General features: G+C 65.2%; 18 protein-coding genes. 10 read left to right on the top strand and 8 right to left on the bottom strand.

Features of this window, described 5'->3' with window-relative positions; genetic code table 11:
- Nucleotides 1-3 precede the first annotated feature (3 nt).
- Together AC4BCK_RS14215 and AC4BCK_RS14210 are read right to left on the bottom strand one after the other, a co-directional pair.
- Nucleotides 4-1,947: an ArnT family glycosyltransferase gene (locus AC4BCK_RS14215; RefSeq protein WP_363936957.1), complete on the bottom strand. Its 1,944-nt coding sequence runs from the start codon at nucleotides 1,945-1,947 to the stop codon at nucleotides 4-6.
- A 160-nt stretch (nucleotides 1,948-2,107) separates the two neighbouring features.
- Nucleotides 2,108-3,352 carry a bifunctional glycosyltransferase family 2/GtrA family protein gene (locus AC4BCK_RS14210; protein ID WP_490566040.1) on the bottom strand — a complete coding sequence of 415 codons (1,245 nt, stop codon included), beginning with the start codon at nucleotides 3,350-3,352 and terminating at the stop codon, nucleotides 2,108-2,110.
- A 184-nt stretch (nucleotides 3,353-3,536) separates the two neighbouring features.
- Here AC4BCK_RS14210 and glmM point away from each other — a divergent pair, with 184 nt between their 5' ends.
- Nucleotides 3,537-4,898, top strand: a complete 1,362-nt coding sequence (gene glmM / locus AC4BCK_RS14205; RefSeq protein WP_490566039.1) for a phosphoglucosamine mutase — start codon at nucleotides 3,537-3,539, stop codon at nucleotides 4,896-4,898.
- 62 nt (nucleotides 4,899-4,960) lie between these two features.
- Here the strand turns inward: glmM and mscL are convergent, their stop codons facing one another.
- The 3 genes from mscL to coaA form a co-directional block, all read right to left on the bottom strand.
- Nucleotides 4,961-5,347, bottom strand: coding sequence for a large conductance mechanosensitive channel protein MscL (mscL, locus tag AC4BCK_RS14200; protein WP_310109255.1), 387 nt, complete (start codon nucleotides 5,345-5,347; stop codon nucleotides 4,961-4,963).
- A gap of 114 nt (nucleotides 5,348-5,461) precedes the next feature.
- Nucleotides 5,462-6,340, bottom strand: coding sequence for a M15 family metallopeptidase (locus AC4BCK_RS14195; protein ID WP_363959509.1), 879 nt, complete (start codon nucleotides 6,338-6,340; stop codon nucleotides 5,462-5,464).
- Between the two features lie 5 nt (nucleotides 6,341-6,345).
- The gene (coaA, locus tag AC4BCK_RS14190; protein WP_174176629.1) at nucleotides 6,346-7,341 is read right to left on the bottom strand and encodes a type I pantothenate kinase; all 996 of its coding nucleotides are present in this window, start codon (nucleotides 7,339-7,341) and stop codon (nucleotides 6,346-6,348) included.
- 106 nt (nucleotides 7,342-7,447) lie between these two features.
- On the opposite strand from coaA, the gene glmS reads away from it, so the two are divergent.
- The 8 genes from glmS (at nucleotide 7,448) to AC4BCK_RS14150 (ending at nucleotide 20,248) form a co-directional block, all read left to right on the top strand.
- Nucleotides 7,448-9,340, top strand: coding sequence for a glutamine--fructose-6-phosphate transaminase (isomerizing) (glmS, locus tag AC4BCK_RS14185; RefSeq protein WP_490566038.1), 1,893 nt, complete (start codon nucleotides 7,448-7,450; stop codon nucleotides 9,338-9,340).
- A gap of 127 nt (nucleotides 9,341-9,467) precedes the next feature.
- Nucleotides 9,468-9,815 (top strand): holo-ACP synthase, encoded by a 348-nt coding sequence (locus AC4BCK_RS14180; protein ID WP_066277757.1) that lies wholly within the window; start codon nucleotides 9,468-9,470, stop codon nucleotides 9,813-9,815.
- 31 nt (nucleotides 9,816-9,846) lie between these two features.
- Entirely contained in the window at nucleotides 9,847-11,442 is a 1,596-nt protein-coding gene (locus tag AC4BCK_RS14175; protein WP_490566037.1) for an NAD(P)H-hydrate dehydratase, read from the top strand.
- A 66-nt stretch (nucleotides 11,443-11,508) separates the two neighbouring features.
- The gene (glgX, locus tag AC4BCK_RS14170; protein WP_251422219.1) at nucleotides 11,509-13,764 is read left to right on the top strand and encodes a glycogen debranching protein GlgX; all 2,256 of its coding nucleotides are present in this window, start codon (nucleotides 11,509-11,511) and stop codon (nucleotides 13,762-13,764) included.
- Nucleotides 13,761-16,088: a malto-oligosyltrehalose synthase gene (treY, locus tag AC4BCK_RS14165; protein WP_377085916.1), complete on the top strand. Its 2,328-nt coding sequence runs from the start codon at nucleotides 13,761-13,763 to the stop codon at nucleotides 16,086-16,088. The genes glgX and treY overlap by 4 nt, the downstream gene beginning before the upstream one ends.
- Nucleotides 16,085-17,854, top strand: coding sequence for a malto-oligosyltrehalose trehalohydrolase (gene treZ / locus AC4BCK_RS14160; RefSeq protein WP_310109277.1), 1,770 nt, complete (start codon nucleotides 16,085-16,087; stop codon nucleotides 17,852-17,854). The genes treY and treZ overlap by 4 nt, the downstream gene beginning before the upstream one ends.
- Nucleotides 17,855-17,957: 103 nt before the next feature.
- Nucleotides 17,958-18,998: an L-glyceraldehyde 3-phosphate reductase gene (mgrA, locus tag AC4BCK_RS14155; RefSeq protein WP_174176616.1), complete on the top strand. Its 1,041-nt coding sequence runs from the start codon at nucleotides 17,958-17,960 to the stop codon at nucleotides 18,996-18,998.
- A 164-nt stretch (nucleotides 18,999-19,162) separates the two neighbouring features.
- Nucleotides 19,163-20,248, top strand: a complete 1,086-nt coding sequence (locus tag AC4BCK_RS14150; RefSeq protein ID WP_174176614.1) for an inositol-3-phosphate synthase — start codon at nucleotides 19,163-19,165, stop codon at nucleotides 20,246-20,248.
- A gap of 123 nt (nucleotides 20,249-20,371) precedes the next feature.
- Here the strand turns inward: AC4BCK_RS14150 and AC4BCK_RS14145 are convergent, their stop codons facing one another.
- The gene (locus AC4BCK_RS14145; protein ID WP_400511247.1) at nucleotides 20,372-20,989 is read right to left on the bottom strand and encodes a MerR family transcriptional regulator; all 618 of its coding nucleotides are present in this window, start codon (nucleotides 20,987-20,989) and stop codon (nucleotides 20,372-20,374) included.
- Between the two features lie 93 nt (nucleotides 20,990-21,082).
- On the opposite strand from AC4BCK_RS14145, the gene AC4BCK_RS14140 reads away from it, so the two are divergent.
- Nucleotides 21,083-21,640, top strand: a complete 558-nt coding sequence (locus AC4BCK_RS14140; protein WP_363959530.1) for a DUF2306 domain-containing protein — start codon at nucleotides 21,083-21,085, stop codon at nucleotides 21,638-21,640.
- 80 nt (nucleotides 21,641-21,720) lie between these two features.
- Here AC4BCK_RS14140 and AC4BCK_RS14135 read toward each other — a convergent pair whose 3' ends face one another.
- Nucleotides 21,721-23,397, bottom strand: a complete 1,677-nt coding sequence (locus AC4BCK_RS14135; RefSeq protein ID WP_366280163.1) for a formate--tetrahydrofolate ligase — start codon at nucleotides 23,395-23,397, stop codon at nucleotides 21,721-21,723.
- 78 nt (nucleotides 23,398-23,475) lie between these two features.
- Complete coding sequence (mshA, locus tag AC4BCK_RS14130; RefSeq protein ID WP_174176606.1) at nucleotides 23,476-24,741, bottom strand: D-inositol-3-phosphate glycosyltransferase; 1,266 nt, start codon at nucleotides 24,739-24,741, stop codon at nucleotides 23,476-23,478.
- Nucleotides 24,742-24,747: the final 6 nt, after the last annotated feature.

Raw genomic sequence — 24,747 nt, 5'->3', positions numbered from 1 at the left:
TGTTTAGTTTGTCGTCAGCCGGTACACCGTCGTGTTGTCGAGCACTTCTGAGGAGAAATTCTCCTCAACCCAGCTTGAGATTGCCGTTGACTCGCTGTCGGTTGCCTGTACTTCGAGGAAGGCCTCCTGCTGAATGAAGAAACAGATCTCTCCAGCCCCTACTTTCTCTTTGAAGCTCTCCAAAGTGGGGGTGGGGTCGCTCCCAGAAAAGCCTCCCAGCGGCATGACGGCGCGACTAGATTCCAGCTGGAGTCTAGCTGCCGTTTGACTGGCGTAAGTAGCCGCTGCCCATGTGCAGTCACTGGTGCTGGCTAAAGTCTCAACGACCTTGGGGTCAGGGGTGCGACCGAAAGCAATGTCATGTCCCCAGGCGAGTTCTCCTTTTCGTAGCGAAGCCATTAGGTGGCTGATGCTCGCGGGATTCTTGGAGAGCACTCCCGAAAGCGGATTTGACCCATTGAAACCAACAGTCACGTTGGTAACAGACGTGATGACGGGGCCAATCAACATCGCTATAGCAAGAAGCGCCGCGGCGCCGCGCTCGATTCTGATTGCCGGGGGTTTGACGACGAGTACCGCAACTGCAGCGAGTCCAACGCCAAGGACAATTGGTGGTATCCAATTTGGCCACTCGGCGCTTCCAAGCACCAGCCAGGCTGTTAGCAGGGCAACGATAGCTATGACAGCCCCACCAAGACGAGTAAGCAACGAATTCCGCTTGGCGATTAGGGTGTTTAGCGTAAGCCCCAGTACCAAGGCCAGTGGCGGTCCCAAGGCCGCGGTGTAATAGGTGTGGATCTGCTCTCCCATAAAGCTCAGCAGAAAAAATGCTGTGAAAAGCCAAGCTCCTGACAGTAAGGCCAGAGGGCGAATAGTCCCGGACCGGGAGAGACTCCTCCAGTGAATTGCCAATAAACCGATACCGAGCAGCGCGCTAATCAATAGCCAGGATGCCTCCTGATTGTAATTTGCGTTCAGCAGTCTCAAGAGTCCTGCATCGCTGTCGACGGTGCGGAAGCGGGCCGGGACCTGCATGGCTTCGGGTATTGCGCCGTTGCTGATAATTCGATCAACACCGTTGTAGGCAAACGTAAGTTGTAGAACACTGTTGGAGGGCGAACCTCCCACATACGGTCTGTGATCACCGGGAATCAGGTCCACTGTCGTCATCCAAAGACCCCCAGTGACCAGCAGTGCGGTGATACCGCCGACTGTCGTTGCTAGACGTTTCGGCCACGCTTGTGGGCTGAACAGGACGAAGGCCAGGCCAAGGGCCGGTACATTTAGTAGTCCCTGCAACTGCTTGGTCATGAAGGCTAAACCTAATAAGGCGCCCGCCATAATGAAGAAGCGCCCACGTCCGGTTTCAATGCTGCGGAGCACGCACCACGCAGCGGCCACCATTAGCAGCAACATTAGCGGGTCGGGGTTGTTGTACCGGGACATCAGCGTGACGATTGGAGTGGTGAAGTAGACCACTGCGCCGAAGAGTGCAGCCATGCTGGAGACACAGCGTTTCAAGATTAGGTAGACGAGTAGAGTCGTTAGGACCCCCATAAACACCTGAGGAATCAGCATGGCTGTGGGATTGAAACCCAGCAAGCGGACAGAAAGTCCCATGATCCAAAGGCTGAGGGGCGGCTTGTCCACCGTAATCGAGTTGCCCCAGTCTGAAGAACCGAAGAAGAACGCTTTGGCGTCAATCGCGCCGGCTTGCACGGCGGCGCTGTAGAAGTAGTTGGCCCATCCATTAATGCTCAAATTCCAGCTGTATAGAACTGCATTGAACGCCAGGAGAAAAACTAGGGTGGGGCGCTCCCATGAGGGGTCCTGAGCGGGGCCGCGCCAGAATCGTTGGAGTTCAGCGGTCAACCGGAAACCCCAACGGCTCTTCCAACGCGGCGTAATATCTCCCGGCTTTGGTCCGGAAATCGTTGAAATGGACAACGTCGATTGCCTTCTTCCTCAGTTGATCGAGCTGGTGGGGGAGCCGTATATAAACGAACGGAAGTCTTGTGCTTCACCAGTTGCGGGTATTTGGAAAGGTCGCCTTACGGCTGCACCTGAACGCCACCGTTGGAACCAGGGCCTAGGCCAAGCAGTCAGTTCAGAGAATGCGACCGCTTGGTGCCAAGGTTGAAGCAACGGACACCTTGAGGCGCTCGTCGCTACGCCTCACCCTGAACACCCAGAGGCGTAGAAGAATAAAGCGCATCAAAGTAGCGACTACGTTGGCGGTAGTTAGGATCAACAGTTCCAAATTCGGCGCCGCGTTAGGAATGAACACGTGAAGCACTAACAATGATGAGGACGTTATGGTCCAAGCGAGTAGAAATACAATCAAGCCCTGAAACTGTTGTGTGAACAACTTCGCGGGACCACTGATCCCGAAGGTGAACCTGCGGTTGGCGGCAGTATTGCCGACAGCCGTCAGAAGGAGGGCCAGGAAGTTTGCCTCCTGCGCCCCGAAAGGTCCTTGGAGAACGAGGTAAAGCAAGGCGAAAGCAAGCGTGGAGACAGCCCCCACCAGTCCAAAACGAAGAACCTGGCCAAAGAAGCTGGGTCGGCCCGACGGCACTATCGGACGGCGACCCAATTCGGCGTATATCGCCGCTACTGGAATTACCCCTTTCACCAGGGAACCGGCGACACGCACCATGCCCCGCAAATCGTCGAGAGCGGTCTGCTTAATGTCAACACGGCTGTCCGGGTCATCCACCCAATCGACAGGAATTTCATGTATGCGCAGTCCGGAGCGCTCTGCAATGATCAGGAGCTCCGTATCGAAGAACCACCCGTTGTCCTCCACATGGGGGAGGAGGCGCTTCGCAACGTCAGCGCGGATCGCTTTGAAGCCGCACTGGGCATCCGAGAAACGCACCTGCATGGTCCGCCGGAGAAGGAAGTTGTAGGACCTTGAAATGAATTCGCGTTTGGGACCCCTGCTTACACGGGAACTTTGGCCCAGACGAGTGCCAATAGAAATGTCGGAATGCCCGGACAACAACGGAGCGACCAAGGGCAGCAGCGCGGCCAGATCTGTGGAAAGGTCCACGTCCAGATAGGCAAGGACCTTCGCGTCGGAAGCGCCCCAGGCATCCCTCAGGGCGTATCCGCGCCCTTTGACGTCAAGGCGGCGATACTCAACATTCGGCATGTGCTCGCTGAGTCGAGCGGCAATCACCGGAGTCCGATCGGTGCTTGCATTATCGGCGATGGTTATTTTCCACGTCGACGGCATTTCGTGCGTCAAGTATTCGGCGAGCCTTGTGATGCTGTTTTCGAGTACCGCTTCCTCGTTAAAGACCGGTACAACAATTTCGAGCGCCAAGCCCCCATAGCTAGGTGTCATGCATTGGATCGTAGGGGTGCCGAAATAGCCATGGCGAGGCTTTTGGGGAAAGACAGGTAACAACGAAAAGAACCAAGTAGTCCCAGTAATTGCCCTTGCTGGAACGCAGGTACTCACCAAGTAGAAGCGGTCTGGACTGCCGGGCTACGCAGGTGCTGCGCTGCCCATCCTCTAGACTTGACCGGTGTCTAGATTATTTGGAACTGATGGTGTCCGGGGCCTGGCGAACGGTCTGTTGACGGCGGAGCTGGCAATGCAGCTGGCCCAGGCGGCCGCCGTCGTGCTCGGCCACGACCGCAACTCCAACGGAACGCGGCCTCGTGCCGTGGTGGCCCGTGACCCGCGCGCCAGCGGCGAATTCATCGCCGCCGCCGTGGAGGCCGGGCTGTCCAGCTCCGGCATTGACGTCTACGACGCCGGTGTCCTCCCCACGCCCGCGGCGGCATACCTGGTTGCTGACCTGGACGCGGATTTCGGCGTGATGATCTCCGCCTCCCATAACCCTGCACCGGACAACGGCATCAAGTTCTTCGCCCGCGGCGGCCAGAAACTGCCGGACGACGTCGAGGACGCCATCGAGGCCCAGATGTCCAAGGAGGCGGTGCGCCCGGTCGGCGCGGACGTGGGCCGCATCCAGCGCTTCTCCGACGCCGAGGACCGCTACATCGTCCACCTCCTGGGCACCCTCCCGCACAACCTGGAGGGCATCAAAGTGGTTCTGGACTGCGCCCACGGTGCGGCCAGCGGCTGCTCGCCCCAGGTGTTCAAGGACGCCGGCGCAGACGTCATCGTCATCGGGGCTGAACCGGACGGCCACAACATCAACGACGGCGTCGGCTCCACCCACCTTGGCCCGCTCAAGGAGGCTGTGCTGAAGTACGGCGCCAACCTGGGAATTGCCCACGACGGCGACGCCGACCGCTGCCTCGCCGTGGACCACGAGGGCAACGTGGTGGACGGCGACCAGATCATGGCCATCCTCGCCGTTGCCTTGAAAAAGTCCGGAAAGCTTAAGGACGACGTCCTGGTGGCCACCGTCATGAGCAACCTCGGCCTGAAGATCGCCCTCCGCCAGGCCGGTATCACCATCCGCGAAACGGCAGTGGGGGACCGCTACGTGCTGGAAGAGATGCGCGACGGCGGCTTCAACCTTGGCGGGGAACAGTCCGGCCATGTGATCTTCGCCGACTACGCCACCACCGGCGATGGCGTCCTCACAGGACTGCAGCTCGCCGCCCAGATCGCCCTGACCGGAAAGCCGCTCAAGGAACTCGCCACGGTGATGACCAAGCTTCCCCAGGTCCTCATCAACGTCAAGGGCGTGGACCGCACCAGGGCGGGAAGCAACGAGGTCCTCGCCCAGGCCGTGGCGGCAGCGGAAGCCGCACTGGGCGACACCGGTCGTGTCCTGCTCCGCCCTTCCGGCACGGAACCCGTAGTGCGCGTAATGGTGGAGGCCGCGGACGAAGAAACCGCCCACTCCATCGCCGAGCACCTGGCCCAAGTGGTCCGCGCCGAACTCGCCCTGGAACTGGTCAGCGAGTAACCAGCAAACAAAAAAGTGGCCCGTTTCCGGGAAGGAAACGGGCCACTTTCGGTGATGAAGGTTTAGGAACTGCTCTTCAGCGCGTCCCGGATCTCGGTGAGCAGGGCGATCTGCGGATCCTCGTCCGCTTCTTCCTTGACGTCGGTGTTAATTCCCAGCCTGCGGTTGCGGCGTTCGATCATGTGGTTCATGGGCATGATGACCACGAAGTAGATCGCGGCGGCGATCAGCACGAACGAGATGATGGAGGAGATGACCTGTCCATACAGGAACCCCTCCCACTGCATCTCCTCGATGCCTTTCGCCTGGAAAAGGAGCCCGATCAGGGGTGTGAGCAGGCCCTCGACAATGGAGGTCACGACAGCGCCAAAAGCGGCACCCATCACGACGGCGACGGCAAGGTCTACGACGTTGCCCTTCATAATGAAATTCTTGAATCCTGTCAACATACGGACCAAGCTAGCGCACCCGGGTGAGCCGAACGTGACAGCCAAGTAAATTAGTTGTCCGTGTCGCGAACTAAGCCAGCCTGCCGATCGTACCGCCGGGGCGTGCGCACAGCCCTACGGATACGCCGGAGCCGGCTCCACGCCGAAATACTCCTCCACCGTGTTGATGCCCCGGTTCACCATGTCCGTGGCCGCCTCCACCCCGATGTACCGCAGGTGCCACGGCTCGTAGTAGTAGCCCGTGATCGGGTGGAACATCCACGGGTACCGCACCACGAACCCGAACCGGTGCCCATTCGCCTTGGCCCAGACGGCCGAGGGCTGGTCCGCGAAGCACGGCTGGAACCCGCAGGCGCCGTTGCCGTCGGCAATGTCGAAGGCCCAGCCCGTCTGGTGCTCCGAATAGCCGGGCCTGGCGCTGGCCGTGTCCGCATCGGCCTGGCCGCGGGCGGCAACATACCCGTTGTACGTGGCCACCTGGGTGGTGTATGAGCGGTATCCGCTGGCCAGGACCATCGCCACACCGTCCCGCGCGGCCGCCGCGAACATTGCTTCCGCAGCAGCCGCCGCCGTGCTGTTCAACAACGACGCTTCACCGGAAGCAGTCATGGCAACGGCGGGACGCACCAGGTCAGCCGGGAGGTAATCCGCCGGCACCAGCGGCCGGTGCTTGTTCACGATCAGCCAGGGGCTGGCCGGATCAGTGAGGGAGAACTGCCGCGGCAACGCAGCCGAGGGCGACGGCGTGGGGGACGGCGCGGCCGGTGCCGCGGCCTCTGTGGCGGGCGCCGCCGTCGTAATTTCTGGGGTGGGCGTGGCGGCCACCGTGGCAGGTGCCGGAGCGGAGGCAGGGGCCGACGACGGCGGCGCGGCGCTGGGTGCCTCCGGTGTGCAGGCTGCCAGGACAGTGAGTCCGGCGCCCGCAGCGAGGAAGCGCGTGAAACTTCGCCGGCTCGCCGCCTGCCCGGAAACAGGGGAGCAGTCCTGGCACACCTGTGTTAAACCTTCCGGAGCAGCATGCGGCGGATCGAATGGTCCGCCTCCTTGGTGAGCACCAGCTGCGCACGTCCCCGGGTGGGAAGGACGTTCTCCTCAAGGTTGGGCTCGTTGATGCGCTTCCAGATGTCCCGCGCCGTAGTCTCCGCCTCTTCGTCGGACAGGGTGGCGTACCGGTGGAAGTAGGACTCCGGCTGCGCGAACGCAGTGCTGCGCAGCTTGCGGAACCGGTCCACGTACCATTCCTCGATGTAGGAGGTCTTGGCATCCACGTAGATGGAGAAATCGAAGAAGTCGCTCAGCGCCAGGCCCTGCCGGCCGTCGTGCCGCGGACGCGCCGGAGCCAGCACGTTCAGGCCCTCCACGATCAAAACGTCAGGCCGGCGGACCACCACCTCCTTGCCCGGAACGATGTCGTACGTCACGTGGGAGTACCAGGGGGCGCGCACTTCCTCGGCGCCGCTTTTGATCTCGCTCACGAAACGGAGCAGCGCCCTGCGGTCATAGGACTCCGGGAAACCCTTGCGCTCCAGCAGCTGGCGCCGCTTGAGCTCAGCCAGGGGGTAGAGGAAGCCGTCCGTGGTGATGAGTTCCACATTGGGGGTTCCGGGCCAGCGCCGCAGCATTTCACGCAGCACACGGGCAATGGTGGACTTGCCCACGGCAACAGACCCCGCGACGCCGATCACGAACGGCGTGCGCTGGGTGTGTTCACCCAGGAACGTGGTGGTGGCCGCGTGCAGCTGCCCGGCAGCCTCCACATACAGGTGCAGGAGCCTGGAAAGCGGAAGGTAGACCTCGCGGATCTCCCTCATGTCCAGGGGGTCCCCGAGGCCACGGAGACGGATGATGTCCTCTTGGTTGAGAGGCTGCTCCATCTCATCTGCGAGCCGGGACCAGGTCTGCCGGTCCAGCTCGACGAACGGGGAGACACCCTCCCCGTTCGCCTCGTTGCGTTGCAAAGTCACTCTAGAGATTCTGCCCCCCGCCCGGCACATAGCGAAATGGAGCACGGCCTGCGCGCGGCGGCAGCCGCAATATTCTGCTCCTGCTGGGGCGCTGCCGGTTTAGATCTGGGACGTCCCTGCCGATAGTCTTGAGCCTATGTGTGGAATCGTGGGATATGTGGGCCGTTCAGTCGACGGCGGAATTGCCGGTCACAGCGCGCTGGATGTTGTTCTTGAGGGGCTGCGCCGCCTGGAGTACCGGGGCTACGACTCCGCCGGGGTCGCCGTGGTGTCCAAGGGCGCGATCGAGTCGCGGAAGAAGTCCGGGAAGCTGAGCAACCTGATTGCCGAGCTGGAGGCGCACCCGCTGCCGGAGACGGTGACGGGGATCGGCCACACCCGGTGGGCAACGCACGGCGGGCCGACGGACCGCAACGCGCACCCTCACCTGGCCGACGGCAGCAAGCTCGCCGTGATCCACAACGGCATCATTGAAAACTTCGCCGAGCTCAAGCTCGAGCTGCTGGACAAGGGCGTGACCTTCCTGTCCGAGACGGACACCGAGGTGGCCGCGGCGCTGCTGGCGGACATCTACCGGAACAAGCTCGCCGGGGACACCGCTGAGGGCCGGCTGACCCGCGCCATGGAACTGGCCTGCCAGCGCCTGGAGGGAGCCTTCACGCTCCTGGCCGTCCACGCCGACCAGCCCGACGTCGTAGTGGCCGCCCGCCGCAACTCACCCCTGGTGGTGGGCCTGGGCGACGGCGAGAACTTCCTGGGCTCGGACGTGTCCGGGTTCATCGACTACACCCGCCGTGCCGTGGAGCTGGGCCAGGACCAGATCGTCACCATCACCGCGGAGACCGTGGAGATCACCGACTTCTTCGGCAACCCAGCCGCGGGCAAGGAATACCACGTGGACTGGGACCCGGCCTCGGCGGAAAAGGGCGGATTCAGCTCCTTCATGGAGAAGGAAATCCATGACCAGCCCGACGCCGTGGCGCAGACCCTGCTGGGCCGCTCCGACATCAACGGCAAACTGACCCTGGACGAGCTCCGGATCGACCCCGCCCTGCTGAAGCAGGTCAACAAGATCATCGTGCTGGCCTGCGGCACCGCCGCATACGCGGGCATGGTGGCGAAGTACGCGATCGAGAACTGGTGCCGGATCCCCACCGAGGTGGAACTGGCGCACGAGTTCCGCTACCGGGACCCGATCCTGGACGCGAACACCCTGGTGGTGTCCATCAGCCAGTCGGGCGAAACCATGGACACCCTGATGGCCGTCCGCTACGCCCGTGAACAGGGCGCCAAGACCATCTCCATCTGCAACACCAACGGCTCCACCATCCCCCGTGAATCCGACGCCGTGCTCTACACCCACGCAGGCCCGGAGATCGCGGTGGCCTCCACCAAGGCGTTCCTGGCGCAGATCACCGCCGCGTACCTGCTGGGCCTGTATTTGGCACAGCTGCGCGGAAACATCTTCTCCGGCCAGATCAAGGACGTCCTCGCGGACCTGAACAAGATCCCGGCCAAGATCCAGAAAATCCTGGACAACGCCGGACCCTTGCGCGAGCTGGCCCGGTCCATGGCCAACGAGAAGTCGGTGCTGTTCCTGGGCCGGCACGTGGGCTTCCCGGTGGCGCTGGAGGGTGCGCTGAAGCTGAAGGAGATCGCGTACATCCACGCCGAGGGTTTCGCCGCCGGCGAGCTCAAGCACGGCCCGATCGCCCTGATCGATGACGGCCAGCCGGTGTTCGTGGTGGTCCCGTCCCCGCGCGGCCGGGATTCCCTGCACGCCAAGGTGGTCTCCAACATCCAGGAAGTCCGCGCCCGCGGCGCCAGGACCCTGGTCATCGCCGAGGAAGGCGACGAAGCAGTGAAGGCCTACGCCGAGTACGTCTTCTATGTTCCCGAAACCCCCACGCTGCTCATGCCCCTGCTGACCACGGTCCCGCTGCAGATCTTCGCCGCGGAAATGGCTCAGGCCAAGGGCTACGACGTGGACCAGCCCCGCAACCTCGCCAAGAGCGTCACGGTCGAGTAACGGCCTGATCCGGTACTGATTCATGAAGGAAGCCCTGGGCCTTACGCCCGGGGCTTCCTTCGTCTCAACCGGCTGCCACGCGCGTGCTGCGCACAGTGGGCCGGGACCGTCGACGTAGAGTAGTGCCATGATTGTTGGCATTGGCGTAGACGTTGTAGACATCGAGCGGTTCGGCCGCCAGCTTGAACGCACCCCCGGCCTCCGGGACCGGCTGTTCGTTCCCGCCGAGCGTGAGCTGAACACCCGGTCACTGGCTGCGCGGTTTGCCGCCAAGGAAGCTGTTGCCAAGGTCCTCGGTGCACCCGCCGGCATGAACTGGCAGGACTGCTGGATCGGCCTGGACCAGAACGGACCCACCGTGCAGGTCAAGGGCACCGTGCTGGCAGTGGCCGAGGCCAAGGGCGTCAAGCGCTGGCACCTCTCCATGAGCCACGACGGCGGGATCGCCACGGCCACCGTCCTGGCCGAGGGCTGAAACTGCCCCGGCCCACTCGGGAACTGACGCCGTGATCAGCGCCTACACCGGAACCCAGGTCCGCCAGGCTGAGGAACCACTCCTCGCCTCCGGACTGGGGGACGTCCTCATGCAGCGCGCAGCCCACGGCCTGGCCAACGCCGTCATCAGGGACCGCCGTTCCCGAGGCCTGGGTATCTACGGCGCAAGTGTTTCCGTCCTCGCCGGCAAGGGCAACAACGGCGGCGACGGCCTGTACGCCGCCTCCTTCCTGGCCGCACGCGGCATGCGGACGACGGCGGTGCTCACCGGAGACAGCGCCCACCCGCAGGCGCTGGCTGCTTTTGAGCGCGCCGGCGGCCGGGTGCACCGTCTCGACGGGGCGGCACCCGCTGCACTCGCCGCAGAAGCGGCGCGCGCCGACGTCGTCATTGATGCCGTGCTGGGCACAGGCGCCAAAGGCGGGTTGCGGGGGAGTGCTGCCGGCCTGGTTGCCGCGGTCGCCGAGCTTCTGGCGGGCGGCACCGGACAGGCGCTCGTGGTGGCGTGCGACCTTCCCAGCGGTGTGGACGCCGATACCGGGGAATCCTTCCAGCCGGTGCTTCCGGCGGACCTGACCGTCACCTTCGGCGGTGCCAAGAACGGCCTGCTCACGGACCCCGGCGCCGACTACGCCGGCCGGGTGCTGGTGGTGCCCATCGGTATCGAGGAGCACCTGCCGCAGCCTTCGCTCCGCCGGCTCGAAGACGGGGACCTGGCCCGGCTGCTCCCGCATCCTGCCCGGCGGGCCCACAAGTACTCCCGCGGCGTGCTGGGCGTGGTTGCGGGCTCCGTGGACTATCCCGGTGCCGCCGTCCTGGCCTGCCGGGGCGCCCTGGCAGCGGGCGTGGGGATGGTCCGCTACCTTGGCCCGCCCCAAGTCGCGGACCTGGTGAGGCAGGCGTGCCCTGAGGTGGTCTGCAGCACCGGGGCTGTTGCGGACAACCGCGTGCAGGCCTGGCTGGTGGGCTCCGGCATGGGTCCCGAACACCACGAGCAGCTCCAGCGGGCGCGCGACGCCGTGGGATCGGGCCTGCCGGTCATTGCGGACGCGGGCGCCCTTCCCGTTCTTCCTGAAACCCTCGGACCGCATGTGGTCCTTACCCCCCACGCCGGAGAGCTGGCCTCGCTGCTGCAACGCCTGGGCAGATCAGAGGACCGCGACTTGGTGGAAGCCGGAAACCTGGCCGCGGTACGCCGCGCCTCGGAACTGACCGGCGCCACCGTGCTCCTCAAGGGCGCCACCACCCTGGTCGCCGCGCCCTCGGGCGACGTGTTCAGCCAGGCAGACGGCACCCCCTGGCTGGCGACTGCCGGCAGCGGGGACGTCCTGGCCGGCATCATCGGCGCCCTGCTCGCCCAGGCGGGGAACGACGTCGGACGCTTCAGTAAGGAGGGCATGGAACCGGACGTGCGCTGGGCCGCCATTGCCGCGCTGGGAGCCGCCCTGCACGGCAAAGCCGGACGGTCGGCGTCGGACGTGAACGCCGGGGGACCGGTCACCGCGGGAGGTATCGCCGACTCCCTACCCCAGATCTGGGGTAAAGTAAGCACGCTTAGTAACTCAGGGGTGCGGAAACGTAATAGTCACACCCAACCGTTACGGTAGGCATTAGTTCGCACCGGCAGCAGGGCGCTCCTGCTCTTCTGCTGCCGAATCACAATGAGGAGCATTATGGAAGTCTGGCCTGGATCGGCTTATCCCCTTGGCGCCACCTACAACGGAACCGGCACCAACTTTGCGCTGTTCAGCGAACGAGCAGAAAAAGTCGAGCTTTGCCTTTTCGATGAGGACGGCGAGGAAACCCGCATCGAGCTGGACGAGGTGGACGGCTACGTCTGGCACTGCTACATCCCGCAGGTCCAGCCCGGCCAGAAGTACGGCTACCGGGTCCACGGACCGTACGACCCCGCGTCCGGCAACCGCTTCAACCCCAACAAGCTCCTGCTGGACCCCTACGCCAAGGCCGTTCACGGCCAGGTTGACTGGGATCCCTCACTGTTCACGTACAACCTCGGCGAGCCGGACTCCATCAACAACGAGGACTCCGCCAGCCACATGATGATGGGCGTGGTCATCAACCCGTTCTTCGACTGGGACGGCGACCAGAACCTCCGGATCCCGTACCACCAGTCCGTCATCTACGAAGCGCACGTCAAGGGCCTCACCCAGCTGCACCCGGAAATCCCCGAGGAGCAGCGCGGCACCTACGCCGGCGTGGCGCACCCCGCCGTCATTTCCCACCTGCAGAAGCTCGGCGTCACCGCCATCGAGCTGATGCCCGTGCACCAGTTCGTCAATGACGGCACCCTGCAGGACAAGGGCCTGAACAACTACTGGGGCTACAACACCATCGGCTTCTTCGCGCCGCAGAACACCTACAGCTCCACCGGGGACACCGGCCAGCAGGTCCAGGACTTCAAGGCCATGGTCCGTTCCCTGCACAAAGCGGGCATCGAGGTCATCCTGGACGTGGTGTACAACCACACCGCCGAAGGCAACCACCTGGGCCCCACGCTGTCCTTCAAGGGCATCGACAACGCCGCCTACTACCGGTTGATGGAGGGCGACGAGAAGCACTACATGGACTACACCGGCACCGGCAACTCCCTGAACGTCCGCCAGCCGCATTCCCTGCAGCTGCTCATGGACTCGCTGCGCTACTGGGTGTCCGAAATGCACGTGGACGGCTTCCGCTTCGACCTCGCCTCCACCCTGGCCCGCGAGTTCTATGACGTGGACAAGCTGTCCACCTTCTTCGAACTCATCCAGCAGGACCCGGTCGTGTCCCAGGTCAAGCTCATCGCCGAGCCGTGGGACGTTGGACCCGGCGGCTACCAGGTGGGCAACTTCCCGCCGCAGTGGACCGAATGGAACGGCAAGTACCGCGACACCGTGCGCGACTTCTGGCGCGGCGAGCCCGCCACCCTGGGCGAATTCGCCTCCCGCATCACCGGTTCCGCGGACCTGTACGAGCACTCCGGCCGCCGCCCCGTGGCATCCATCAACTTCGTCACCGCGCACGACGGCTTCACCCTCGCGGACCTGGTGTCCTACAACGAGAAGCACAACGACGCCAACGGCGAGGACAACAACGACGGCGAATCCCACAACCGGTCCTGGAACTGCGGCATTGAAGGTCCCACGGACGATCCCGAAGTCCTAGGCCTCCGCGCCCGCCAGCAGCGGAACTTCATCGCCTCGCTGCTGCTCTCCCAGGGCGTCCCCATGCTCCTGCACGGTGACGAAATGGGACGCACCCAGCAGGGCAACAACAACGGCTACTGCCAGGACTCCGAGCTGACCTGGATCAACTGGGACACCGTTGACCAGCCGCTGATCGAGTTCACCGCGGCCGTCAACGCGCTCCGCGCCAAGCACCCCACCTTCCGCCGCAGCCGCTTCTTCGACGGGCGCCCGGTACTGCGTGGGGAAGGCGAACGGCTGCCGGACATCGTATGGCTGGACCCGGAGGGCGAGAACATGAAGCCCGAGGCCTGGGACAGCGGGTTCGGCCGGTCCGTGGGCGTGTTCCTGAACGGGCACGGCATCCAGGGCAAGGACAGCCGCGGCCGCAGGATCACCGACGTGAACTTCCTGCTGTACTTCAACGCCCACGACGACACCGTCAAGTTCACCCTGCCCTCGGACGAGTACGCCCCGGCCTGGGACGTCATCATCGACACCGCCGGGCAGAACGCGGACACGGAGCCGGTCGCTGCCGGCCAGCCGCTGCCCGTCGAGGCCAAGTCCCTGGTGGTCCTCCGTGCGCACACCGTCGAGGAAGTTGAACCGGACCACTCCGTGGCGGCTTCCCTGGCGGCATTGACGCAGACCTCCACCAGCGAGACCGAATCGCTTACCACCCCCATGGTGGCCGAGCCCGGCAAGACCACCAAGATCGGGGAACGGAAGGCTACGGCAAAGTGAGGGTCCCGGCATCCACCTACCGACTTCAGATCCGCCGCAGCTTCACCCTGTTCGACGCCGCCGACAAGGTCCCGTACCTCAAGGACCTCGGCGTTGACTGGGTCTACCTCTCGCCCATCCTCACCGCGGAGCAGGGCTCGGATCACGGCTACGACGTGACCGACCCCTCCGCGGTGGACCCGGAGCGGGGCGGCCCCGAGGGCCTGCTGGCCCTGTCCAAGGCTGCCCGCGAGCACGGCATGGGTGTCCTGGTGGACATCGTGCCCAACCACGTGGGCGTCGCGACGCCCGTGCAGAACCCCTGGTGGTGGTCCCTGCTGAAGGAAGGGCAGGGCTCGCCCTACGCCGAAGCCTTCGACGTCGACTGGGACCTGGCAGGCGGGAAGATCCGGCTACCCATGCTTGGCTCGGACGACGACCTGGACAAGCTGGAAATCAAGGACGGCGAGCTCCGCTACTACGACCACCGGTTCCCGCTCGCTTCGGGAAGCTACTCAGAGGGCGACTCCCCCCAGGAGGTGCACAGCCGGCAGCACTATGAGCTGATGGACTGGCGCCGGGCGGACGCCGAACTGAACTACCGGCGCTTCTTCGCAGTGACCACGTTGGCCGGGATCCGGGTGGAAACCCCCAAGGTCTTCGAGGAAGCACATGCCGAGGTGGGCCGCTGGTTCAAGGAAGGCCTGGTGGACGGCCTGCGGGTTGACCACCCGGACGGCCTGGCCGACCCCGCCGGCTACCTGCGCTGGCTGAAGGACCTCAGCGGCGGAGCCTACGTCCTGGTGGAAAAGATCCTCGAGCCGGGCGAAACCCTGCCGCAGGACTTCGCCACCGAGGGAACCACCGGGTACGACGCCCTCGCGGACGTGGACCGGGTGTTCGTGGACCCCGCAGGCCAGCAGGCGCTGGACGAGCTGGACGCGAAGCTTCGCGGCTCCAGCACCCCCGCGGACTACGCGGAGATGATCAGGGGCACCAAGCGGATGATCGCGGACGGCATCCTGCGGTCCGAGGTCCTGCGCCTGGCCCGCCTGGTACCGGAGTCCTATGGGCTGCCGGTGGAGCAGGCAGCAGATGCCATTGCCGAGATCATCGCTGCCTTCCCGGTCTACCGGACGTACCTGCCCACCGGCGCCGAGATCCTCAAGGAAGCGTGCGAATCAGCGGCGGCCCACCGGCCCGACCTCGAGGTTGCCGTGGGCACCCTGCTGCCGCTGCTCCTTGATCCCGGGAACCCCATCGCGGTCCGCTTCCAGCAGACCTCCGGCATGGTGATGGCGAAGGGCGTCGAGGACACGGCGTTCTACCGCTACACCCGCCTGGGCACCCTGACAGAGGTGGGGGCCGAACCGACAGAGTTCTCTGTTTCCACGGCCGAGTTCCACCAGCGGATGGCCCGGCGCCAACAGGAACTTCCCCTGTCCATGACCACCATGTCCACGCATGACACCAAGCGCAGCGAGGACGCCCGGGCCCGGATCTCGGTCATCGCCGAACTGCCGGAGGAGTGGGCGGACACCTTGGCCACGCTCCGCGGACTCGCCCCGATTCCGGACGGCCCCTACGAGAACCTGCTGTGGCAGGCTGTGGTGGGGGCTTGGCCCGCAAGCAGGGAACGCCTGCAGGGCTACGCCGAGAAGGCTGCCCGGGAAGCCGGCAACTCCACCACCTGGACCAGCCCCGACGAGGACTTCGAATCCTCCGTCAAGGCCGCGGTGGACGCAGTGTTCGACGACGGCCGCGTCACCAAAGCGGTGGAGGACTTCGTGGCACGGATCGATTCCTACGCCGCGTCCAACTCCGTGTCCGCCAAGCTGGTCCAGCTGACCATGCCCGGCGTGCCGGATGTTTACCAGGGCAGCGAGTTCTGGGAACGGTCCCTGACCGACCCCGACAACCGGCGGCCGGTGGACTTTGAAGTCCGCCGGCAGGAGCTCGCCAAGCTCGACGCCGGCACCCTCCCCGCGGCCGGCACGGAACCCAGCAAGCTCCTGGCCACGTCCCGCGCGCTCCGGCTCCGCCGCGACCGGCCCGAACTGTTCCAGGGCTACAGCCCCGTGACAGCCACGGGCCCGGCGGCGGATCACGTCCTCGCGTTCCACCGCGGGGGTGACGGCGCCCTGGGCGCCCTGACCCTGGCCACCCGGCTTCCCGCCGGACTCGCGGCCGACGGCGGATGGCGGGACACCGCCGTCGAGCTTCCCGTTGCGGTGTGTGACGAACTCACCGGCAACGCCTACGGACCCGGCTCCGTTCCGGTGGCCGAGGTCCTGGGCACCTACCCCGTGGCATTGCTCGTACCGGCGGATGGAGAAAAGGCATGACCCTCGTCAATGGCGGGCCCGAGCGCTTCGACGTCTGGGCTCCCGACGCTAAATCCGTGATACTGCTGGCCGGCGGCCAGCAGTATCCCATGGAGGAAAAGGACACGGCGCCTGGCTCTGAAGGCTGGTGGACAGCCCCGGACGCTCCGGGTGGCGGTGAGGTGGACTACGGCTACCTGCTGGACGGTGACAGTCACCCAGTTCCCGATCCGCGGTCGCGCCGCCTGCCCGCCGGCGTCCATGAGCTCTCCAGGACGTTCGACCCCGCAGCCCACGCCTGGCAGGACTCCGGCTGGAAGGGCAAGGAGCTGAAGGGTTCGGTAATCTACGAACTCCACATCGGCACCTTCACCCCTGAGGGAACCCTTGACGCTGCAGCCGAAAAGCTCGGCTACCTTGCGGACCTGGGAATCGATTTTGTCGAGCTGCTCCCGGTCAATGGCTTCAACGGGACCCACAACTGGGGCTACGACGGCGTCCAGTGGTACGCGGTCCATGAAGGCTACGGCGGGCCTGCGGCCTACCAGCGCTTTGTGGATGCTGCCCACGCCGCCGGCCTGGGCGTCATCCAGGACGTGGTGTACAACCACCTCGGCCCGAGCGGAAACTACCTGTCCAAGTTCGGCCCGTACCTGAAACAGGGGGATGCCAACACCTGGGGTGACTCCGTGAACCTGGACGGTCCCGGCTCCGACGTGGTGCGGGAATACATCCTGGACAACCTTGCCCTCTGGCTCCGGGATTACCACGTGGACGGCCTCCGCCTGGACGCCGTGCACGCGCTGAAGGACGAGCGCGCCGTGCACATCCTTGAGGAGTTCGGGGCCCTGGGCGACGCCGTCTCGGCGGAGACCGGGCTGCCGAAGACCCTGATTGCCGAGTCGGACCTGAACAACCCCCGCCTGCTGTACCCGCGGGACGTCAACGGGTACGGGCTGGCCGGGCAGTGGAGCGACGACTTCCACCACGCGGTCCACGTCAGCGTCAGCGGTGAGACCACCGGGTACTACGAGGACTTCCAGTCCCTGGCGGTGCTGGCAAAGGTCCTGCAGGACGGCTTCCTGCACGACGGCAGCTACTCCAGCTTCCGCGGCCGGCACCACGGCCGGCCCATCAATGCCTCGCTGGTGCACCCTGCGGCGCTGGTGGTCTGCAACCAGAACCACGACCAGATCGGCAACCGCGCCACGGGGGACAGGCTCTCCCAGTCGCTGTCCCATGGGCAGCTGGCCGTGGCCGCCGTGCTCACCCTGACGTCCCCGTTCACGCCCATGCTGTTCATGGGCGAGGAGTTTGCGGCCAGCACCCCTTGGCAGTTCTTCACCTCCCACCCGGAGCCGGAGCTGGGCAAGGCTACCGCGGAAGGCCGGATCAAGGAGTTCGAGCGCATGGGGTGGGATCCCGCCGTCGTGCCCGACCCCCAGGATCCGGAAACCTTCCGCCGGTCCAAGCTGGACTGGAACGAGTCCTCAGGCGGGGACCACGCACGGCTCCTGGAGCTTTACCGCTCCCTCACGGCGCTGCGCCGCGGGCACCCCGAGCTTGCCGGGCTCGGCTTCACCGAGACGGACGTGACGTTCGACGACGACGCCGGCTGGCTGCGTTTCCGCCGCGGAAGCGTTGAGGTACTGCTGAACCTCTCAGACGCCAAGGTGCGGCTGGAGGACGTTTCCGGGACGGTGCTGCTTGCAACGGACGAGGGAACCGGCCTTGACGGCGAGGCCCTCGCCCTGGCGCCCTGGAGTGCGGCAATCGTCAAATCCTGACGCTCCATTTCGGGCAGTGTTGCGCCGCGGGCTGATGTCAGCCCGCGGCGTAACTTTTCCGCCCTGGCCTGTTGCGCGGGTCACAGCTGGCAGGATGGAACACATGACTTATTCCGCGGCGGAAGACCGCTACGAATCCATGCCCTACCGCCGCGTCGGCCGCAGCGGACTCAAGCTCCCCGCCATCTCGCTCGGCCTGTGGCACAACTTCGGCGATGACAAGCGCTTCGACGAACAGCGCGCCATCCTGCGCCGCGCGTTCGACCTCGGCGTCAACCACTTCGACCTCGCCAACAACTACGGCCCGCCGGACGGGTCCGCCGAAACGAACTTCGGCCGGCACCTCCAAGACGACTTCAGGCCCTACCGGGACGAACTCGTCATCTCCACCAAGGCCGGCTACTACATGTGGCCCGGCCCGTATGGTGAGTGGGGCTCCCGCAAGTACCTCATCTCCAGCCTGGACCAGTCGCTGCAACGAATGGGCCTGGACTACGTGGACATCTTCTACAGCCACAGGCCGGATCCGGAAACGCCGATGGAAGAGACCATGGGCGCCCTGGACTACGCCGTCCGTTCAGGCAAGGCACTGTACGCGGGCATCTCCTCCTACACCCCGGAGCAGACCATTGAGGCCGCGCGCATCCTGAAGGACCTGGGGACGCCGCTGCTCATCCACCAGCCCAGCTACTCGATGCTCAACCGGTGGACGGAGAACGGTTCGCCCAACCTCTACGAAGCGCTGGACCAGGTGGGGGCAGGCTCCATCGCCTTCTCCCCGCTCGCACAGGGCATGCTCACCGACCGGTACCTCAACGGCATCCCCGCAGATTCCCGGGCAGCCAAGGCCCGCTTCCTCTCCGAGGATGCGATCACCGAGGAGAAGCTGGAGCGGATCCGCGGCCTGCACGCCATCGCCGCCGGGCGCGGACAGTCCCTCGCCCAGATGGCCATTGCATGGATCCTGCGGGACCAGCCCAAGGGTTCGCCCGTCACGTCGGCCCTGGTGGGCGCGTCCAGCGTCACCCAGCTGGAGGACACCCTGTCCGCCATCAACAACCTGGCGTTCACCGCCGATGAGCTGAACGCCATCGACGAGTTCGCGGTGGAATCCGACATCAACCTTTGGAAGCAGCCGGCCTGATTCGGTTACGGTGATTCCGCAGAGTGGGACAAGGGAACAACCCCGCGTCCCACTCTGTTGGTTACTATGAAAAGGCGCCGTTTTGGCGCAGAGCCTGCCGCGCCGCCGTCGTCCCCTCCCGGACGCGACGCCGGCGGGCTGACGTTTGTCCTCAAAGGAGTTCCGTGTCTTCACATCCGATTCGTGTTGCAATCGTCGGCGTAGGCAACTGCGCCGCTTCGCTGGTCCAGGGCGTCCACTACTACAAGGATGCCGACCCCAAGGCCACGATCCCGGGCCTGATGCACGTTGAGTTCGGCCAGTACCACGTGGGTGACGTTGAGTTCGTCGCCGCGTTTGACGTTGATGGCAAGAAGGTCGGCGTTGACCTTTCCGATGCCATCCTGGCGAGCGAAAACAACACCATCAAGATCGCCGACGTGCCGCCCACCGGCGTTACCGTCCAGCGCGGCCACACCCTCGACGGCCTCGGCAAGTACTACCTCGAGACCATCGAGCAGTCCACCGAAGAGCCCGTCGACGTTGTGCAGGCACTTAAGGACGCCAAGGTTGACGTGATGGTCTGCTACCTGCCCGTCGGATCGCAGGAAGCAGCCGAGTTCTACGCCCAGGCAGCGATTGACGCCGGCGTTGCCTTCGTGAACGCCCTGCCCGTGTTCATCGCCGGCACCAAGGAATGGGCCGACAAGTTCACCGCCGCCGGGGTCCCGATCGTGGGCGACGACATCAAGAGCCAGATCGGCGCCACCATCACGCACCGCGTCATGGCCAAGCTCTTCGAGGACCGCGGCGTCACCCTGGACCGCACGTACCAGCTGAACGTCGGCGGCAACATGGACTTCAAGAACATGCTGGAGCGCGACCGCCTCGAGTCCAAGAAGATCTCCAAGACCCAGGCCGTCACCTCCAACGTCGAGGCCGAACTGGCCGCCAAGGACGTCCACATTGGCCCGTCCGACTACGTCCAGTGGCTCGACGACCGCAAGTGGGCGTTCGTCCGCCTCGAGGGCCGCAACTTCGGCGACGCCCCCGTCTCGCTCGAGTACAAGCTGGAAGTCTGGGATTCCCCGAACTCCGCTGGCGTGATCATCGACGCTATCCGTGCCGCCAAGATCGGCCTGGACCGCGGCATCGGCGGCCCGCTGCTTTCCGCATCGAGCTACTTCATGAAGTCCCCGCCGGAGCAGTTCAACGACGACCTCGCCCGCGAAAAGGTTGAGGCCTTTATCCGCGGCGACCTCGAGCGCTAACCCTTCAGTCCGGTTGCCCCCGGGACGCTCTCTCACTTAACTGCGGTTTCCGGACGATCCTCTCTCACTAGATGTGGGTTTTCACGCGGCGCTCTCTCACTTCGGTGGGGGAGCGCCGCCCCTTTAACCGTGGTAGCGGCGGATGGCGTGGCTGGCCTGGGCGAGTGCCAGGAGTTTAAGGAGAAGCTGGCTGTGCATATGCATGCCGACGGCGGCAGTGAGGATGAGCCTGTCGGTGCTCTCCGGGGCGGTCGTTGCGGCAATGTCGAGTCCGGCCACGTCGTCCATCGCCTTGCTGTATGCATCCAGCACTGTCTCAGATACAGGAATCTTGAGGCCCGCCATCAGCTCCAGGTGGGCAGTGAGGGCGTTCCGGGCGTCACTTGCGGAATCCGGCCAACCGCGGAGACGCACGACGGCGTCAGTCGCCTCTGCCGCTTCCCCGCCGATCGACGTGGTGTAGTTTCCAAGATCCAGAACCACCCGCTGGACCGCAGCAAGGAGATCGAGGCGGGGCACGCCGTCGTCGGCCATTTTCACGAGGCCGCGAATCTGCCCGATGTTAAGGCCCACGATCTGGCGGAGCGCCTGGATTAATTCGAGCCGCTCGAGATGCCTGGCTGAATACTCGGCACGGGTTGCGTGAACGGCCTCACCTGGCGGCAGCAGACCCTCGCGCAGGTAGTACTTGATGCTTGCAGGTGTGACTCCTGACCGCTGACTCAGTTCATTGAGCTGCATCCCGATCTCCTTACCTGCCCGTGTCAATGGATAGTGAATTCGGGCCCGGCTATCCTGATGTACACGCATGGATAGTGGCTCTATCCTAAGGCTATGGAGCCTGGGAATGTTCTACTTGCCAGCCACGTGGTTGGCGCCCTTTTTGTGCTGGCCATCGGGCCCTTGCAGATACTGCGCCGACAGCGAGACCGTATCCACCGCACCATGGGCTACTTCTGGGTGGCTGCCATGTACTACGTCTGCTTCAGCAGTTTCTGGATTGTGTCGGACGGGCATTTCAGCTGGCTGCACGGGCTCTCGGCCTTCACCATCGTGACCGTAACCCTGGGCCTGGTCAGTGCCGTTCGCGGCAACATCGCCTCGCATAGGGGAAACATGATTGGCAGCTACGTCGGCATCGCCGTGGCCTTCATCTTCGCAGTGACTGTGCCGGGCCGTGCCATTCCTGATCTGCTCGCCACCGACCCCTCCTCCGTGGCGTTCGTCTGCGGACTCGTGGTGCTGAGCACGGCGGTGATCTTTGTTTCAGTGAAGCGGGGAGGCCGCGTGGGCGGGAGGTCGCGGACCGTTGTGACCGTAAATGCGCCTTCCGCACGGGTCCCTGACTCGCGGGAAGTGCGAGAGGATCGCCGGAAAGCCGACATCAGGTGAGGGAGCGTCCGTGGAAAGCCCGCATCAGGTGAGGGAGTGTCCGTAGAAAGCCGGCATCAAGTGAGAGAGCGTCGCAGGGGTCAGGCGAGGCCCACCGGGTTGCCGTCGCCGTCCACGTCCATGCGCATCGCGGCCGGGGCAGCGGGCAGCCCGGGCATGGTCATCACCGCTCCGGTCAGGGCCACAATGAAGCCGGCACCGGTCTTGGGCAGGAGATCGCGGACGTGGATGGTGAATCCCTTCGGGGCGCCCAGGCGTGAGGCGTCGTCCGTGAACGAGTACTGGGTCTTGGCCATGCACACAGGGAGGCCGCCCCAGCCGTTCCGCTCGATATCGGCCAGCCGCTTCAGGGCCGGCACGGAGAAGTCCACCCCGTCCGCCCCGTAGATTTCCTGGGCGATGGTCCGGATCTTGTCCTCCACCGGCAGCCCCAGCGCGTACAGGTGCCGGAAATTGTTTGGCCCCGCCACCGTCTTCGCCACGAGGGCCGCAAGGTTATCTCCGCCGTCACCGCCGCCGCCGCGTCCCCACACGTCGGCGACGGCGGCCGGCACTCCCTCCGCCGCGCACCACGCCAGCAGCCAGTCGAGCTCCTCGGCGGAGTCGGAGGAGAACCTGTTGATGGCCACCACGGGCGGCACCCCGAACTTCTCCACGTTGCGGACGTGGCGGCGCAGGTTCTCCACGCCCGCTTCCAGCGCGGCGATGTTCGGTGCGGTGAGCTGGTCCTTGGCCACTCCGCCCTGCATCTTCAGGGCCCGTACCGTTGCCACCACCACCACCGCTGAGGGTGCCAGGCCGCCGGTCCGTGCCTTGATGTCCATGAACTTTTCGGCGCCGAGGTCTGCGCCGAAGCCCGCCTCCGTGACCACAATGTCCGCCAGCCGCCGGGCCGTCTGGGTGGCAATGAGCGAATTGCAGCCGTGGGCGATGTTGGCGAACGGACCGCCGTGAACCAGGGCCGGGGTGCCGGCGATGGTCTGCACCAGGTTGGGCTTGACGGCCTCCTTCAGCAGCAGCGTGAGCGCCCCCTGCACACCGAGGTCCGCCACGGTCACCGGTGACCGGTCAAAGGTGTAGCCGAACGTGATCCGGCCGAGCCGGGAGCGGAGGTCGGCCAGGTCCATGGCCAGGCAGAAGACCGCCATGATTTCCGACGCGACGGTGATGTCGAAGCCGTCCTGCCGCGGGACGCCCTGGGTGGGCCCGCCCAAACCGATGACCACCTCCCGCAGGGCGCGGTCGTTCATGTCCAGCACCCGCTTGAACGTCATGCGCCGAGGGTCGATGTTGAGCTGGTTGCCCTGGTAGATGTGGTTGTCCACCAGGGCCATCAGCGCGTTGTTGGCGGCTGTGACGGCGTGGAAGTCGCCGGTGAAGTGGAGGTTGATCTCGTCCATGGGCAGAACCTGGGAGTAGCCGCCGCCGGTGGCGCCGCCCTTCATGCCCAGGACCGGGCCCAGCGAGGGCTCACGCAGGGCGATCATCACCTTGTGGCCCGCCCGTGCCAGGGAATCGGCGAGCCCCACGGTGGTGGTGGACTTTCCCTCGCCGGCCGGCGTGGGGGACATTGCCGAGACCAGCACCACCTTCCCGGCAGGGGCAGGAGCCTGCAGCCGGGCAGGATCGATCTTGGCTTTGTACCGCCCATACTGCTCAAGGGCGTCCGCATTGATGCCCGCAGCCGCCGCAATCTCCTCGATGGGCCGGATCCGTGCCGCTCGGGCAATCTCAAGGTCACTGGGGGTGGGAGACATCGTTGTCCTTCGCTGGGCGGAATGGTTCGGCGGAACTGGTGGGCGGATCAGGTTCTCGTCATTTGGGCAGGCCGGCTGTCAGGACGCGGGAAAGGCCTGCACCAGCCGGGTTCCCACATGGTTGTCGACGGCGGCGTGGTAGCTTTCCAGCGTGATCGCAGCAGTGCGGGCCCATCCCGAGTTCTGGGCCCTGATGGCGGCGGCCCGTCCCATGTCCTCCCGGGTGGCGGGGTCGTCGTACAGGGCCTCGAGCGCGTCGGCCCAGTCGGCGGCATGGTGGCCGTCCACCAGCAGACCGGTCCTGCCGTGGAAGATGGCCCGCGACAGCCCGCCAACGCGTGTGGCCACCACCGGCGTGCCGCAGGCCTGGGCTTCGAGCGCCACCAGCCCGAAGGACTCGCTGAAGGAGGGCATCACCACAACGTCCGCCGCGCGGAACCAGGCCGCAAGCTCAGGTGCCTTGACCGGGGGAAGCTGCGTGAGGACGTCGTCCATCTCCGCCTCCGACACCAGCCGCCGGAGGTTGAACTCCTTGTTGCCGCTCAGCGAGCCCAGGATGGTGACCCGGAGGTCGATGTCCGGGCGGCGTTTCCGCAGCAGCGCCGCGGCCTTGACCAGGACCTGCGGCCCCTTCAGCCGCTGGATGCGCCCGGCGAAGACCAGGTGGAACGTCCCGGGGTTGATGCCCCGCTCCGCCCTGGACCGTGCCCGGAAGGCAGGCGTGAAGGTGCCCAGGTCCACGCCGGGCGGGGCGATGTCGATCCGGTCGTACGTGGCGCCGTAGTGCGAGACCAGTTCGGCGGCCTCGGCACTGGTGTTGGCGATGAGCCGGGCGGCGCCGTCCACAATGCGGTGCTCGCCCAGTTCACGCCGCCGCGGCTCCGGCTGTTCACCGGATTCCAGCAGCAGGTTCTTGACCTTGGCCATGGTGTGCATCGTATGGACCAGCGGCACGCCCCAGAGCTCGGACAGCTCCAGGCCGGCAATCCCGGACACCCAGTAGTGGGAATGGATGACGTCGTAGCGGCCGTGCGGCTGCCGGCGGCGGATCTGCTCGATCTCCGCCACCATGCTGTGCAGCAGGCCCGGCAGCTCTTCCTTGGGAATCTTCTTCAGCGGCCCGGCCAGGACGTTGTGCACGCAGACGCCGGGATCAGGGTGTTCGACGGCGGGCTGGTTGGCCGAGGTGGACCGGGTGAAGATCTCCACCTCGACGCCCGCTTCCGCCAGCGCCGATGCCAGTTCGCGGATGTACACGTTCATCCCGCCTGCGTCACCGGAACCGGGCTGCTCCATGGGGGAGGTGTGGAGGGAGAGCAAAGCAACCCTGCGGATCAGTGCCACGGGACC

It is taken from the genome of Pseudarthrobacter sp. As-47 (genome assembly GCF_058215595.1).
Note: the sequence above shows the minus strand (reverse complement) of the source record. Positions and strands in the feature narration are given on the sequence as shown.